The sequence below is a fragment of the Stenotrophomonas sp. STEN240 genome, assembly GCF_056756175.1.
In genome coordinates, this window is sequence record NZ_JBRRBO010000045.1 from 1 (window position 1) to 15425 (window position 15425).

The following is a 15425-nucleotide window of genomic DNA, read 5'->3' on the forward strand; positions in this document are numbered from 1 at the left end:
GCCATGCTCGGCAGAGGCGTTACCGGTGAGGCCCCAGCCGAGCATGGCTCGGCTCTACAAGGGCGCCGCTCCCGCACAGCGCAAAACAGAAAGGGCGCCTTGCGGCGCCCTTTCTGTTTGTTCGATGGTGACGAATTACTTTGCCGTTTCCGACATCACCACCATGTCCAGCACATAGGCCTGCGACGGCGCATCGGCCGGCGGGTTCTTGATCTGGTAGCGCTTCAGGCGCAGCACGTTGCGCACGCCCGGCTGGTGGGTGTAACCCTCAATGTTGCCGTAGAAGTTTTCGTAGGCACCGCGCTTGCCCTGTTCCAGGCCCTGCTCGTTGTACTTCACTTCACGCACCTGCAGGCAGGTGGCGTCCTTCATCAGCGGGTGCGGGCAGGGCTTGGCCTGTGCGTCCACTTCCATGAATACCGTCTCGCCTGCGCCGCCGTAGCGGGTTTCAGCGGTCGGCTCGGCGCGGAAGCTCAGCACGTCGCCATTGGCGGCAACCAGGCGCATTGCCGATGCGTCCAGCGACTGCACGGTCAGCTTGCCCTGCAGGCGTTCGCTGACCAGGCCGTCCAGCGCCATCAGCGGGCCCTGGCAGGCCTTGTTGGTCGACATCATGTTGCCAACGGTCAGCGCGTTGCCTTCCACGGTGTAAGCACCGCCCATGTTGTTGCAGGCATTGCTGACCGACAGGCGGCCGTCCTTGAAGTCCAGGGTCAGCGGCTTGTCGGTGTTCACGAACAGGCCTTCGATGCGCTTGCCGGCTGCGTCCACGGCGTTGTCCAGCAACCAGTGGTTTGCGCCCAGCTGTGCGGCGTCGATGTTCGCGGCAGGAGCGGCGGTGCTGGTGTCGGCGGCTGCGGTGGTTTCGCTCTTGGTGCTTGCCGGCGGGTTGCTGCAGGCGGTCATGAGGGCGATGGGCAGTGCCAGCAGAAGAATGCGCTTCATGGTGAACTCCTTAGGTAGCGTTGGGAAAGTCAGAACGGCAAACGGCCGGAGCCGGCTGCCGGGGTTGCACTTGCGACTGCACGTTCAGTTTCCAGCAGGCAGAAACAGCAGCAGGCCGAAGCCCAGTGCGATGCGATATAGCGCAAAGCCAGTGAAGGGACGGCGTTTGATATAGCTCAGCAGCCACTTCACCACGATGAAGCCGGTGATGGCGGCGGCGACGAAGGCCACGCCGACATCGGCCCAGTTCTCGTTGCCGAGCTGGCCTTTCTTGGCCATCTCCAGCAAGGCGTAGCCGCTGGCGGCGAACATGGTGGGGATGCCAACCAGGAACACGAACTCGGCCGCTGCCGCGCGCCGGGTCAAGCCCAGCAGCATGGCCAGGAAGATCGCCGCAGCCGAGCGTGAGGTACCCGGAAACACGCCGGCGATCACCTGCGCCAGGCCAACGGCCACGGCGACTTTCCAGGTGATGGTGGTGCTGTCCGGCAGGCGCCCGGCAAAGCGCTCGGCCAGCAGCATCCAGACGCCGCCGATCACCAGCGCCCAAGCCACCGGGGTGACGGTTTCAGGCAGTTCCCAGCCGGCCAGGCGTACCGGCAGGCCGACGACGGCGGTGACCAGGAAGGCCACGCCCAGCTTCATCACGTAGTCGCGGTTCTCGGCCTGGTTCAAGCCGGTGGCCAGCGACCAAAGGCGCTGCCGGAACGCCAACAGCACGGCGAGGATGGCGCCGGCCTGGATGACGATGTTGAAGAAATCCGAGCGCGCGCCCAGCCAATGCTGGGCGATCAGCAGATGGCCGGTGCTGGAAATCGGGAGGAATTCGGTGAGGCCTTCGAGGATGCCCAGTAGCAGGGCAGAGAGCAGGTCGGACATGGGAACGGGAGTAGGGGAGGCGGGCACAGCATAGTGCATTCAGTGCTTCGCACCTGAATGGTGCATGTCATTAAAACAGCACCAAAATGGTGCTTATAACCGCGAACGCTTTTGCCTGGAAACGAATCAAAACAACAACTTGCGGTTAACAAAAAGTTGGCACGCCATTTGCTTTGATACAGGCACGTCACCATTCATCCGAGGTTGCACCCGATGTCGCTGGAAAATGTTGAGAAGCTGATCAAGGACAACCAGATCGAGTTCATCGACCTGCGTTTTGTCGACATGCGTGGCATCGAGCAGCACGTGACCTTCCCGGCCTCGATCATCGAGCCCAGCCTGTTCGAAGAAGGCAAGATGTTCGATGGCAGTTCGATCGCCGGCTGGAAGGGCATCGCTGAATCGGACATGGTGCTGATGCCGGACCCGGCCAGTGCCTATGTGGACCCGTTCTACGCCGACCCGACCCTGGTGTTGATCTGCGACGTGCTCGACCCGGCCACCATGCAGGGCTACGGCCGCTGCCCGCGCGGCATCGCCAAGCGCGCCGAGTCGTACCTGAAGTCCTCCGGCATTGCCGACCTGGCGTTCTTCGGCCCGGAACCGGAATTCTTCATCTTCGATTCGGTCCAGTTCGCCAACGACATGGGCAACACCTTCTACAAGATCAATTCTGAAGAAGGCGCCTGGAACACCGGCAAGAGCTATGACGGCACCAACACCGGCTACCGTCCCACCGTGAAGGGCGGTTACTTCCCGGTGCCGCCGACCGATTCGCTGCACGATATCCGCGCCGAGATGTGCAAGGTGCTGGAAAAGGTCGGCATCGAAGTCGAAGTGCACCACCACGAAGTGGCCAATGCTGGCCAGTGCGAGATCGGCGCCAAGTTCAACACGCTGGTCACCAAGGCTGACGAACTGCAGCGCATGAAGCACGTGATCAAGAACGTTGCCCACCGCAACGGCAAGACCGTGACCTTCATGCCCAAGCCGCTGGTCGGCGACAACGGCAGCGGCATGCACGTGCACCAGTCGCTGGCCAAGGGCGGCAACAACCTGTTCTCCGGTGACGGCTACGGCGGCCTGAGCCAGATGGCGCTGTGGTACATCGGCGGCATCTTCAAGCACGCCCGTGCGATCAATGCCTTCGCCAACTCCGGCACCAACAGCTACAAGCGCCTGGTGCCGGGCTTCGAAGCACCGGTGATGCTGGCCTATTCGGCCCGCAACCGTTCGGCTTCGTGCCGCATTCCGTGGGTGTCCAACCCGAAGGCACGCCGCATCGAAATGCGTTTCCCGGATCCGATCCAGTCCGGCTACCTGACCTTCACCGCGCTGATGATGGCCGGCCTGGACGGCATCAAGAACCAGATCGACCCGGGCGCACCGAGCGACAAGGATCTGTACGACCTGCCGCCGGAAGAAGAGAAGCTGATTCCGCAGGTCTGTTCCTCGCTGGACCAGGCGCTGGAAGCACTGGACAAGGACCGCGAGTTCCTCAAGGCCGGTGGCGTGATGAGCGACGACTTCATCGACGCTTACATCGCGTTGAAGATGAAGGAAGTCACCGCGTTCCGCGCTGCGACCCATCCGCTGGAATACCAGCTGTACTACGCAAGCTGATGTGACGGTGGCCAGTACAGCGTGCTGGCCACCGGCAACACCAGGTGTAGTTGCTAGCTGTTGTTAGGCGGCGGTGGCGTGGACCCTCCCCCTCCCATCTGCGTCATCGCCGCCGCCTTTGTTGCTGGGGAGCACAAAGGTCATGCAACAGCCAGCAGTACGCCTGCAGGGGCAAGAAAATCCGAGCGCGCGGCATGGGCCATTCCTCCCTCCCGCGTGGTTGTGGCGGCCGGCAGCAATGCCGGTGGTCACAGCCAGGCCCATGATGCGTTCGGCGCAACAGCCAGCGGCCGCACAACGGCCGGTGGAAGACACGATGCCGGCCCGCAGCCGCAGGCCGGTCTCCTCCACATCGGGACATGCGCATGAAATTAATCTCCGCGATCATCCGGCCATTCAAGCTCGACGAAGTGCGTGAAGCCTTGGGCGCTGCAGGCGTTTCCGGCATCACCGTCACCGAGGTCAAGGGCTTTGGCCGGCAGAAAGGCCACACCGAGCTGTACCGTGGCGCCGAATACGTCGTCGATTTCCTCCCCAAGATCCGCATCGAAACCGCCGTCACCGACGACAACGTCGAGGCGGTGATCGAAGCCCTGCAGGGCGCGGCCGGCACCGGCAAGATTGGTGACGGCAAGATCTTCGTTACCGCGCTGGAACAAGTGGTGCGTATCCGCACCGGTGAAACAGGCGCCGACGCGCTCTAGGAAACCGCAACGCCCCGTCCTCCGGCGGCAGCGACCGCCAGGTGACAACGGGTCGCTGGCAGGTCCCACCCCCACAACCGGAGTCGACAATGCGAACGGAATTTTTCACCGGGTTCAAAGCCCGGCTCGGAGGCCTGTGCCTGTCTTTCATGCTCACCGCAGTGCTGCTGGGCATGTTTTCGAGCAGCGCCTGGGCGCAGGACACGCAGGCCCAGCCCGCCACCACTGAAGTGGCCGCCGCAACAACGCAGGCTGCAGCCGCACCTGCAGCAGAATCCGCAGCTACCTTCGACAAGGGCGATGTGGCGTGGATGCTCACCGCCACCTTGCTGGTGCTGATGATGGTGGTGCCTGGTCTGGCACTGTTCTATGGCGGCCTGGTGCGCGCCAAGAACGTGCTGTCGGTGCTCAGCCAGGTGCTGGTGGTGTTCTCGCTGGTGCTGATGCTGTGGGTGGCCTACGGCTACAGCGCGGTATTCAGTACTGGCAACCAGTTCTTCGGATCATTCACTGAGTTCGCCTTCCTCAAAGGCTTCACCCCGGACTCGGTCGGCAATACGCCGATCGCTGGCCTGCCGGATTTCCTGTTCGTCGCCTTCCAGTCGACCTTTGCCGGCATCACCACCGCACTGATCGTCGGCGCCTTCGCCGAGCGCATCAAGTTCCGCGCGGTGCTGCTGTTTTCGGCACTGTGGTTCACCCTGAGCTACATCCCGATGGCGCACATCGTCTGGGGCGGCGGTTACCTCGGTGAGATGGGGGCGATCGATTTCGCCGGTGGCACCGTGGTGCACATCAATGCCGGTGTCGCCGGTTTGGTGGCGGCGTGGTTCGTCGGCAAGCGCCTGGGCTATGGCCAGACCGCACTGAAGCCGCACAACCTGCCGTTGACCTGGATCGGCGCGATGCTGCTGTGGGTGGGCTGGTTCGGCTTCAATGCCGGCTCGGCTGCCGCCGCTGACACCGTGGCCTCGCTGGCCTTCATCAACACCGTGCTGGCTACTGCTGCCGCAGTCTTGGGTTGGACGTTGGTTGAAGCCATCAGCAAGGGCCATCCCTCGGCACTGGGCGCAGCCTCGGGTGCGGTGGCCGGTCTGGTCGGCGTGACGCCGGCCTGCGGTACCGTTGGTCCGCTCGGCGCGATCGTGATTGGTTTTGTCACCGGCATCGTCTGCGTCTGGGGTGTGACCGGCTTGAAGCGTCTGTTGAAGGCGGACGACACCGCCGACGTATTCGGTGTGCATGGCGTCGGTGGCATTGTCGGCGCCATTCTCACCGGCGTGTTCAGTGCGCAGTCGCTGGGCGGCACCAAGGTGGACCTGGATATCGCTCACCAGGTGTGGGTGCAGGTGGTCAGCGTCGGCTTCACCGTTCTTTGGTCGGCCGTGGTCACCGCCGCCATCCTGCTGGTTGTCCGCGCGCTGGTCGGCCTGCGCGTCAGCGAAGAAGCCGAACGCACTGGTCTGGACGTAACCACCCATGGCGAGTCGGCGTACGAGGCGTAACCGCGTTAGCTCCTCTGCCGCAGAAGATCAAAGCCCCTCTCCCGCTTGCGGGAGAGGGGTTGGGGTGAGGGCGCTTTTGAGGCATTACCGGTGAGGCCCTTGCCGAGCATGGCTCGGCACTACAAGGCGTTCTCCCGCAGAAAATCAGAGCCCCTCTCCCTCCGGGAGAGGGGTTGGGGAGAGGGTTGGGCGAAGCAGCATTACTGTTCGACCGGAACCAATCCGAACAAACCCGCAGTGCGTCAGCCCTCAGCCAATACCAACGTCTTCACCTTCTCAGCCTTCTCGAAGTGATCCAGGCGATGGGTCTGGATCCACCAGGTAGCCGCTTCCATCAGCAGTTCCGGATCATCATTGCGGTTGGCAAAAAATGCATAGAACGACAGCCCTACCGTCGCCCCCTTCGCTGCGATCTTGGCATCGCAGACAGCAACGATTTTCTGTTTCAGTGAATCACGCATTGTCGCTCCAGCAGATCGTCGATCAACGAGCCTCTATAGCCTAAACACAACGGGCAGCCACCCCCAGCGGAAAGAGTTTTGAACATGCGCCGCATGTTCCGCGCCGGCATCACACCGGACTCCCCAACTCCCTGAGCAGGCCCTCCAATGCAAGCAAGCAATCACGTCGCATCTGTCGGCAACGTTTCCAGCGCATGCCAGACCGCACTTGCAAAGCGGCGCGCGGCAACGTGCAATGGCCTACATGAAGACCAAACTGCTGCTGCCGCTCGCCCTGTTGGCCTCGCTGACGGCCTGTACCTCCACGCCGGAGCGCAATCCGCTGGCGCAGTGGGTGCCGTCGCCCAACTACAACGAGCGCCAGCCGGTGCTGATCGTGCTGCACCACACCGAGCAGGGCTCGGTGCAGGAAAGCCTGGACACGTTGCGCACCGCCAACAGCGGTGGCCAGGTGAGCTCGCATTATCTGGTGGGCCGCGATGGTGACCTCTACCAGCTGGTGGCCGATGGCGAGCGCGCCTGGCATGCCGGTGGCGGCCGCTGGGGTGGCTTCACCGATCTCAACTCGACCTCGATCGGCATCGAGATCGACAACAACGGCAGCAGCCCCTTCACCCAGCCGCAGATCGCAAGCCTGCTGCGCCTGCTCGAAGACCTTTGCAGCCGCTACAACATCCCGCGCAGCCAGATCATCGGCCATGCCGACCTTGCACCTACCCGCAAGGCCGACCCCAGCCGCTATTTCCCGTGGCAGCAGTTGGCCGAAGCCGGTTTCGGCCTGTGGCCCGACCCCAAACACGGCCCGGCACCGGCCGGCTTCGACAGCTGGCTGGCGATGCAGGCCTTTGGCTATGCGCTGGACGACCGTGCCGCTGCGGCACGCGCCTTCCACCGCCGCTTCCGTGGCAGCGACACCCTGCCGGCCGAGCTCGATCCCGAAGACGCCCGCATCCTGTATTCCCTGCTGCAGCAGAAGCAGTGATCCGGCCGGTTTGCACTATATTGGTGCAATGACCGCCTCTGATTTCACCCCTTCGCCGGACCTGATGGCCACTCCCTTGGTCTGGAGTGACGTGGACGGCCGCATCCAGGGCGCCAATCCGGCGTTCTGCCGCTGGCTGGGGGTAAGCGTGCGGCGCCTGCTCGGCCAGCCACTGGTGTCGCTGGAAGCGCAGGGCGAAGCACTGGCGCAGCGGCTGGCGCTGCCGGTCACCGACATGACCCGCCTGCCGCGATTGACCTTGGCGCTGCCGGGCGAAACCCCGCGCTTCGCCGATGGCTGGTTGAGTGCGGTGGAGGAGGGCGGCTGGCTGCTGGAAGCCCATCCGGTGGACGAGTTCCAAGGCGCCGACCCGGCGCAGGTACTGCCCGGCGCATTCAGTGCCGCCCTCAAAGGCCTGGCCCACGAACTGCGTAATCCACTGGCCGGGCTCAAGGGTGCCGCCCAGCTGCTGGCGCGCCGCGCCAGTGGCCGGGATGCCGACGAACGCGAACTGATCGAACTGATCGGCGCCGAGATCGAGCGCCTCAACACCTTGCTGGAACAGCTGCTGTCGCCGGCACCGCAACGCCCGCACGCGCCGCTGAACATCCATGCCGCGCTGGAGCGGGTGCTGCGCCTGGTCGAGAACGAGGCCGGCTGGTCGGTGCGCCTGCTGCGCGATTACGACCCCAGCATTCCGGAGTTCGCCGGCGACGCGGATCGCCTGACCCAGGCACTGCTGAATCTGGTCCGCAATGCCATCCAGGCCGGCGCCACCAGCGTCACCCTGCGTACCCGCGTCGAACACGGCCTGCGCATCGCCGAGCAACCGTATGCGCTGGCCCTGCGCCTGGAAGTGGCCGACGACGGTCGCGGTGTGCCGGAAGAACTGGCCGAGCACCTGTTCCTGCCGCTGGTCAGCGGCCGCGCCGAAGGCACCGGGCTTGGCCTTGCACTGGCCCAGCAGGTAGCCCGCGAACACCGCGGCACCTTGAGCTATCGCTCGCGCCCCGGCCATACCGTGTTCACCGTGCTGCTGCCGCTGCCCGTTGCCGAGGAAACAGCGGAGGTGAGTGATGCATAAGCCCACCGCAGCGGCGACCGTCTGGGTCGTCGATGATGATCGCTCGGTACGTTTCGTGCTGAGCACCGCATTGCGTGATGCCGGCTACACCGTCGAGGGTTTCGACAGTGCCGCTGCCGCACTGGCTGCGCTGGCCAAACAGCCGGTACCGGATCTGTTGTTCACCGACGTGCGCATGCCCGGCGACGACGGGCTGGTATTGCTGGACAAGCTCAAGGCCGCGCACCCGCAGCTGCCGGTGATCGTTATGTCGGCCTATACCGATGTGGCCAGCACCGCCGGCGCCTTCCGTGGTGGCGCGCATGAATTCCTGTCCAAGCCCTTCGACCTGGATGACGCGGTGGAGCTGGCGCGACGCGCGCTGCCCGAAGCCGAAGAATTGCCGGAGCCGGTATCACCGCCGCCTGCAGCAGCGCAGAAAGAAGAAGGCCCGCCGCAGCTGATTGGCGACACCCCGGCGATGCGTGCGCTGTTCCGCGCCATCGGCCGGCTTGCGCAAGCACCGTTGTCGGTATTGATCAACGGCGAAACCGGCACCGGCAAGGAGCTGGTGGCCAATGCGCTGCACCGCGAGTCGCCCCGCGCCAAGGGCCCGTTCGTCGCACTCAACACGGCTGCCATCCCGGCCGAGCTGCTGGAAAGCGAGCTGTTCGGCCATGAAGCCGGCGCCTTCACCGGCGCCAGCAAACGCCATGTCGGCCGCTTCGAGCAGGCCGATGGCGGCACCTTGTTCCTCGATGAAATCGGCGACATGCCGTTGGCCTTGCAGACCCGCTTGCTGCGGGTGCTGGCCGAAGGCGAGTTCTTCCGCGTCGGTGGCCGCGAACTGATCCGCGTCGATGTGCGGGTGGTTGCAGCCACCCACCAGGATCTGGAAACACTGGTCGAACAAGGCCGCTTCCGCGCCGACCTGCTGCACCGGCTGGACATGGTGCGGCTGCTGTTGCCGCCGCTGCGCGAGCGGCTGGGCGACGTACCGCAGCTGGCCGAGAACTTCCTGGCCAACGCCGCCCGCCGGCTCGACATGCCGGCCAAGCGGCTGTCCGTGGCTGCGGTAAAGGCACTGCGCGAACACAGCTGGCCGGGCAACGTGCGCGAACTGGAAAACGTGTGCTGGCGATTGGCAGCGTTGGCCGTCGCCGATACCGTATCGGCCGAGGACGTAAAGGCCGCCTTGAACCGGGGCGGCCGCGCCACCCACGCCACCACACCACTTGCGCCCGAACACTGGGACCGCGCCTTGGCCGCGTGGGCACGCCAGCGTCTGGCCGAAGGTGCCAGCGGCCTGCACGCCGAGGCCCGCGAGCGGCTGGACAACGTGTTGCTGGAAGTGGCGCTGGATTTCACCGATGGCCACCGTGCCGATGCCGCCGCGCGACTCGGACTTGGCCGTAATACTGTTACCCGCAAACTGGGGCCTGGGCGCCGTCGCGGTAGTTGAGCGTGGCAAGGGCCTGTTCGTTCTGTTGCAAGGAGATATCGATGCGTACCCTGCTACCTCTTACCGTCCTGGCCGCCACCGTGCTGCTCAGCGCCTGCGGCACAAGCCCAAACACCAAGGCCGAGCCGCCACCGCCGCCGGTGGCTACGGTCAGTACCGCCAAGTTGGCCGAAGCCAATCTCGCGCCGGCCTCCGCCAGCCTGGTCAGCGGCCGCCTGGCCTTGGTGCCGGAAGTGGGCGGGGTACACATCACCGGCGTCATCGGCGGCCTGCCGCGTGGCCAGCAGGCCGCCTTCCATGTGCATGAAAAAGGCGATTGCAGCGCGATGGACGCCAGCAGTGCCGGTGGCCATTTCAATCCGGCCATGCAGCAGCACGGGCGCGCCGGTGCCGGTGCGCATCATGCCGGCGACATGGACAACCTGCAGGCCAATGCCGAAGGTGTGGTTCACGTCGACGTACACCTGCGTGGCGTTACCCTTGGCGGTGGTGCTGCAAACGATGTTGCTGGCCGTGCACTGGTAGTGCATGCAGCGGCCGACGATTACCGCAGCCAGCCAGCCGGCAATGCCGGTGCGCGCGTTGCCTGCGCGGTGATCCGCGTGGTGCGCTGAGTGCGCCAATCCTGATTTGAACCAGACCAGCAAGGGAGTCACCCAATGCGACTGATCCACACCAGCTTGTTCCTCGCCAGCGCACTGGCCCTGAGCGCCTGCAACAAGGGCGCCGAGCCCGATGCGGCCCCAGCCGACAGCATCACCCCGCCGGCCGCAACCGCGCCCGTGGCCGACCCGGCCGCACCGCCGGAGATGGCCAAGCCGATCGCCACCGCACAGCTGCAGCCGACCAAGGACAGCACGGTCGCGGGCACCATCAATTTCAGTTTGGTTGATGGCCAACTGCGCGCCAGCGGTGACATCAGCGGCTTGAAGCCGGACAGCGAGCACGGCTTCCACATCCACGAAAAGGGCGATTGCAGCGCACCGGACGGCAGCAGCGCCGGCGGCCACTTCAACCCGGGCAGCAGCGAACACGGCAGCATCAGCACCGCGATGCATCACGGCGGCGACATGCCCAACATCAAGGCCGATGCGCAGGGCAATGCGCATATCGACGGCCCGGTGGCGAGCAACGTCAACGTCGGCGTAGGCGATGGTTTCGACATCGTCGGCCGCGGCCTGATCGTCCATGCCGACCCGGACGACTACAAGACCCAGCCGACCGGTAATGCAGGCGCGCGCTTGGCCTGTGCGGTGATTGCCAAGGTGCCTTGAAGTTAGAAACGAGGTTTCAGGAACGAGGAACCAATGAAGGCAACAACAAAGGGCCGCGTAAGCGGCCCTTTGTGTTGTCCTGGGCATACCCAGGTTGCGCTTCTGGCTTGCCTCCCTCCCTTTCGCGCAGCGAAGGGGAGGGCTGGGGAGGGGTGCTTTGGCTTTGGCCTTCGCACTTGCGCTCCACGTAGAACTCACGCCGTGACCCGCCACTGACCTTTCGGGTCGGATGATCGAGGCAGGACAAAAGGCAACAGCATGAGCACCCCTCCCCAACCCTCCCCTTGCCTTCGGCAAAGGGAGGGGGCAGTTCGCGGCGAGCATCAAAGTGCTGCATGCACTGCTCCCTCCCTTGCGCAGCGCGCAGGGGAGGGTTGGGGAGGGGTGCTTTGGCTTTGGCTTTGGCCTTTGCACTTGCTCTCCACGTAGAACTCTTGCCGTGATCCGCCACTGACCTTTCGGGTCGGATGATCGAGGCCAGACAAAGGGCAACAGCAACAGCAAGAGCACCCCTCCCCAACCCTCCCCTTGCCTTCGGCAAAGGGAGGGGGCAGTTCAAGACGAGCATCAAAGTGCTGCACGCACTGCTCCCTCCCTTGCGCAGCGCGCAGGGGAGGGTTGGGGAGGGGTGCTTTGGCTTTGGCCTTCGCACTGGCTCTCCACGTAGAACTCACGCCGTGACCCGTCACTGACCTTTCGGGTCGGATGATCGAGGCAGGACAAAAGGCAAGAGCAAGAGCAACAGCAACAGCAACAGCACCCCTCCCCAACCCTCCCCTTGCCTTCGGCAAAGGGAGGGGGCGGTTCACGGCGAGGATCAAAGTGCTGCATGCACTGCTCCCTCCCTTGCGCAGCGCGCAGGGGAGGGTTGGGGAGGGGTGCTCTTGCTTCGGCTTCACTCCGCTTCAAAACAGAGAAAAGGCCGCTTACGCGGCCTTTTCTGCAGCGACCAACGCGCGCTCAATGCCCAAGCAGCGCCTTGGCATCCTGGCCGGCATTCACGTGTACATACAGCACGTCGATGCCATGCGCTTCCAGCACGGCGGCCATCTGCCGCTGGCGCATCATGTACTGCTCGTAGACGCGCTGCAGGCGGTCGCAGTCGTTCTTGTCCTGGGCGTAGTGCGCGCACCAGCCGGCCGGATCAAACAAGGCCATGCGCACTTCGCCACCTACATAACGCAGCAGCGGCTCGGGGGAGATGTCCAGCCACTGTTCTTCGTTGGGCGCGAACATCGCCGTTTCCAGTAGCGGCCACAGATCGGCCAGGCCCTGGTTGTCGTATTGCATGGCCATCATCGCGGCCAGATCGTTGACGGTGAAATAGCGCGCATGTTCGATCTGTGCGGCAAAGCTGTTCTGTGCCAGCAGCGCGGTGTCTGGCTGCGCCATGCCGTTGGCCAGCAGCACTTCTTCCAGCGCATCGCGGACGGCGCTGCGCACGCCGGGCTCACCGCCTGCCAGCACGAACGGCAGCAGCCGCAGCGCGCCGCCACTCAGGGCCGGATCGGCCTGCAGCGGCAGTGGAATCTCGCCATTGGCATCGGCGCCGAACGCCAGCATTCGTGCGCCGTGGTTGCGTCCGGGCGCGCGCACTTGCAGTTCTTCCAGGCGGCGATGAATGGGCAGACCGGGACGCAGGACTTCGGCCGGGTCGAAATGCGCGGCGGCGAAAACCAGGTCCAGTTCGCTGACCTGCGGCACCAGCTTGGTCAGGTCGCGGCCTATCAGCGCCACCAGTTCACCGGCGGCCTCCGAGCCCAGCGCTGCCTTGCCGGGCTGCTCGCCGCCAGCCAGTTCCAATGCCACTACGCCCAGGGCGTTCACGTCAGGGTTTGAATTGCTCATGATTCGCGGTTGGCCCATCACGGCCTCGAAGCTACACTCAACACCATTATGCCTGCTATCGCAGACAGGCCACGTCGCATACTCATTCCCATGTCAGGTACCCGCATGCCCAGCGCTCGTCCAGTCGCCATCCTCGGTGGCGTCCGCATCCCGTTCTGCCGCCAGAACACTGCTTATTCGGATGTCGGCAATCTTGGCATGTCAGTCCGTACGCTTGGCGCGCTTGTTGAACGGTTCGGCCTGCACGGCCAGCAGTTGGGCGAAGTAGCGATGGGCGCGGTGATCAAGCACCCCAGCGACTGGAACCTGGGCCGCGAGGCCGCGCTGTCGTCCGGGCTGTCGCCGCTGACCCCGGGCATCACCCTGCAACGTGCCTGTGGTACCTCGCTGGACAGCATCATCACCGTGGCCAACAAGATCGCCCTGGGCCAGATCGAGTCCGGTATCGGTGGCGGTTCGGATACCACCTCCGACGTGCCGATCGTCTATGGCAAGAAGCTGCGCGCGCGCCTGTTGGCGGCCAACCGTGCCAAGAAAACCGGCGACAAGATCCGCACCCTGCTCAAGGGCTTCAAGTTCTCCGAACTCAAGCCCGAGTTCCCCGGCGTGGCCGAGCCGCGTACCGGCAAGAGCATGGGCGACCACTGCGAGGACATGGCCAAGGAATGGAACATCTCGCGCGATTCGCAGGATGAGTGGGCGGTGTCCTCGCACAAGAAGCTGGCTGCTGCTTACGAGCGCGGCTTCTTCAACGACCTGATCGCGCCGTTCCGTGGTGTCGAGCGCGACAACATCATGCGCGCGGACACCTCGCTGGAAAAGCTGGCCACCTTGAAGCCGGCCTTCGACAAGAGCTCCGGCCGTGGCACCTTGACCGCCGCCAACTCCACCCCGCTGACCGACGGTGCCGCTGCGGTGCTGCTGGCCAGCGAGGAATGGGCGCGCGCGCATGGCCACGAGCCGCTGGCCTACCTGCGCGATTCGCAGGTGGCAGCCGTGGACTTCGTGCATGGCGAAGGCCTGCTGATGGCGCCGACCGTCGCCGTGCCGGAGATGCTCAAGCGCAACGGCCTGACCCTGCAGGATTTCGACATCTACGAAATCCATGAGGCCTTTGCCGCGCAGGTGCTGTGCACGCTGCGCGCCTGGGAGAGCGAGGAGTACTGCCGCAATCGTCTGGGTCTGGATGCCGCGCTTGGCCGCATCGATCCGGACAAGATCAATCCGCTGGGCTCGTCGCTGGCCACCGGTCACCCGTTCGCAGCGACCGGCGCCCGCATCATCGGCACCGTCGCCAAGGAATTGGCCGCACGCGGTGGTGGCCGCGCGCTGGTGTCGATCTGCACCGCCGGCGGCATGGGCGTGGTTGCCATCGTCGAGCGCTGATGCGATTTGTAGTGCCGAGCCATGCTCGGCAGAGGCGTTACCGGCAATGCCCCTTGCCGACCATGGGTCGGCACTACACGGGATTCTCCTGCCGACCATGAGTCGGCACTACATGGGATTGTCCTGCCGACCATGGGTCGGCACTACATGGGATTGTCCTGCCGACCATGGGTCGGCAATAGGTTTGCTCACCAAGGGATGGGGGTATGGCATGAAGCGCATCGCGATCGGTTTGGCTGTGTTGTTGTCGGCGGTAGCGGCGCCGGCCGCTGCGATGACCTTCATGAAGGTGGAGCATGTCTGCCCGATTGGCGGCGAGCGCTTCAGCGCGCAGGAAATGGGTTCGGGCACGGCGTTCGGGCATTTCCTCGACGGCCGCCTGCATGGCGCCATCCAATCGCCGTGGCCGCTGGTGTCGTGCCCGGGCAATGGCTTTGTGATCTACAAGGACGACTTCAGCGCTGATGAGATCAAGCGCCTGGGCGCGGTGGTCGCAAGCGATCACTACCAGCGCATGCGCGGCACCGAGACCAGCTACTGGCTGCTGGCGCACTTGTTTGAAGCCGTTGATGCGCCGGCACGCGACCGCGCCGGTGTGCTGCAGAGTGCAACCTGGCAGGCGTCGCCCGAGCAGTACCCGCGCTACGTGCAGGCTGCGTCGGCAGCCGTTGCCCAGCAATGCCCGGATGCGCGCGCTGCGGCCGAGCGCGATGCGCCCTGGTTGTATTGCCAGATGCTGCTGGGCGAATGGGAGCGCAGGTTGTCGCAGTTCGACGCCGCACGCGCCCGCTTTGAGCGCCTGCAGCCGCTACCGGAGCAGTTGGTAGTCGGGCCGGACAGTGAATCTACCCGTCGGCAGTACGCCGCCGAAATTGCACAGCAGCTGCAGCTGATCGCCGCCAACAATGCGATGAGCGCCATGGCGGTGGATGCCAATGCGCCGCTGGAAAACGAGGCCGCGAAAGGGGCGCCTGCGCTGGCTGATGAGCTGTCGGTGTCCGCCGCGCATGCAGCTGCGCAAGCCGCCGCAGACGCTGCTGTCAGTGCAGCCGATGCTGTCGCAGCGGCTGCAGATGCGGCTCATGCGGCGGGAATGGCTGCCGACGCGGCGGCCAGTGACGCTGCCGGCGAGGTCGCGCCGGAGCAGCGGCGCCGCTGAGCGCTGCCGGTGCAGGGCGGCTTGCCGATTTGCCTGTTTGCCGCTGTTCCGCCGGAAGAGCCGGCTGTCGCATACTGCGCTGCCACGCCGCCGGCGTAGGCGCGGGTCGCTCGGGAGGCGGCCTGCCGCACATT

General features: G+C 64.8%; 14 protein-coding genes. 10 read left to right on the forward strand and 4 right to left on the reverse strand.

The annotated features are described in order from the left end of the window. Positions 1 to 135: 135 nt before the first annotated feature. Positions 136 to 945, reverse strand: a complete 810-nt coding sequence (locus tag ACVOKO_RS16010) for a DUF4377 domain-containing protein (protein ID WP_346499867.1) — start codon at positions 943 to 945, stop codon at positions 136 to 138. Between the two features lie 84 nt (positions 946 to 1029). Then, positions 1030 to 1824, reverse strand: coding sequence for an undecaprenyl-diphosphate phosphatase (locus ACVOKO_RS16015; RefSeq protein WP_346499868.1), 795 nt, complete (start codon positions 1822 to 1824; stop codon positions 1030 to 1032). A gap of 213 nt (positions 1825 to 2037) precedes the next feature. Between ACVOKO_RS16015 and glnA the strand changes: the two genes are divergently transcribed. From glnA to ACVOKO_RS16030, 3 genes are all read left to right on the forward strand, one after another. Beyond that, a complete protein-coding gene (gene glnA / locus ACVOKO_RS16020; RefSeq protein ID WP_346499869.1) occupies positions 2038 to 3447 on the forward strand; it encodes a type I glutamate--ammonia ligase in 1410 nt (469 codons plus the stop codon). A gap of 365 nt (positions 3448 to 3812) precedes the next feature. After that, a complete protein-coding gene (locus tag ACVOKO_RS16025; RefSeq protein ID WP_057627937.1) occupies positions 3813 to 4151 on the forward strand; it encodes a P-II family nitrogen regulator in 339 nt (112 codons plus the stop codon). Positions 4152 to 4240: 89 nt separating this feature from the next. Further along, complete coding sequence (locus ACVOKO_RS16030; RefSeq protein WP_346499870.1) at positions 4241 to 5656, forward strand: ammonium transporter; 1416 nt, start codon at positions 4241 to 4243, stop codon at positions 5654 to 5656. A 242-nt stretch (positions 5657 to 5898) separates the two neighbouring features. Here ACVOKO_RS16030 and ACVOKO_RS16035 read toward each other — a convergent pair whose 3' ends face one another. After that, entirely contained in the window at positions 5899 to 6117 is a 219-nt protein-coding gene (locus tag ACVOKO_RS16035; RefSeq protein ID WP_346499871.1) for a DUF6500 family protein, read from the reverse strand. A gap of 244 nt (positions 6118 to 6361) precedes the next feature. On the opposite strand from ACVOKO_RS16035, the gene ACVOKO_RS16040 reads away from it, so the two are divergent. From ACVOKO_RS16040 to ACVOKO_RS16060, 5 genes are read left to right on the forward strand one after another with little or no spacing between them, the layout of a single operon-like run. Continuing rightward, complete coding sequence (locus tag ACVOKO_RS16040) at positions 6362 to 7099, forward strand: N-acetylmuramoyl-L-alanine amidase (RefSeq protein ID WP_430980799.1); 738 nt, start codon at positions 6362 to 6364, stop codon at positions 7097 to 7099. 28 nt (positions 7100 to 7127) lie between these two features. Continuing rightward, positions 7128 to 8183, forward strand: a complete 1056-nt coding sequence (locus ACVOKO_RS16045) for a two-component system sensor histidine kinase NtrB (protein ID WP_346499873.1) — start codon at positions 7128 to 7130, stop codon at positions 8181 to 8183. Beyond that, the gene (gene ntrC / locus ACVOKO_RS16050) at positions 8176 to 9624 is read left to right on the forward strand and encodes a nitrogen regulation protein NR(I) (RefSeq protein ID WP_346499874.1); all 1449 of its coding nucleotides are present in this window, start codon (positions 8176 to 8178) and stop codon (positions 9622 to 9624) included. Before ACVOKO_RS16045 ends, ntrC begins: the two co-directional genes overlap by 8 nt. A gap of 41 nt (positions 9625 to 9665) precedes the next feature. Then, a complete protein-coding gene (locus ACVOKO_RS16055; RefSeq protein ID WP_346499875.1) occupies positions 9666 to 10238 on the forward strand; it encodes a superoxide dismutase family protein in 573 nt (190 codons plus the stop codon). 45 nt (positions 10239 to 10283) lie between these two features. Continuing rightward, positions 10284 to 10898 carry a superoxide dismutase family protein gene (locus ACVOKO_RS16060; RefSeq protein ID WP_346499876.1) on the forward strand — a complete coding sequence of 205 codons (615 nt, stop codon included), beginning with the start codon at positions 10284 to 10286 and terminating at the stop codon, positions 10896 to 10898. Positions 10899 to 11858: 960 nt separating this feature from the next. Here the strand turns inward: ACVOKO_RS16060 and ACVOKO_RS16065 are convergent. Beyond that, positions 11859 to 12746, reverse strand: a complete 888-nt coding sequence (locus ACVOKO_RS16065) for a hypothetical protein (protein WP_346499877.1) — start codon at positions 12744 to 12746, stop codon at positions 11859 to 11861. Between the two features lie 90 nt (positions 12747 to 12836). Between ACVOKO_RS16065 and ACVOKO_RS16070 the strand changes: the two genes are divergently transcribed. Together ACVOKO_RS16070 and ACVOKO_RS16075 are read left to right on the forward strand one after the other, a co-directional pair. Continuing rightward, complete coding sequence (locus tag ACVOKO_RS16070; RefSeq protein ID WP_346499878.1) at positions 12837 to 14132, forward strand: acetyl-CoA C-acetyltransferase; 1296 nt, start codon at positions 12837 to 12839, stop codon at positions 14130 to 14132. A 211-nt stretch (positions 14133 to 14343) separates the two neighbouring features. Then, on the forward strand, positions 14344 to 15291 hold the full coding sequence (locus tag ACVOKO_RS16075) for a hypothetical protein (protein ID WP_346499879.1): 948 nt from the start codon (positions 14344 to 14346) through the stop codon (positions 15289 to 15291). The last annotated feature ends 134 nt before the right edge of the window (positions 15292 to 15425 follow it).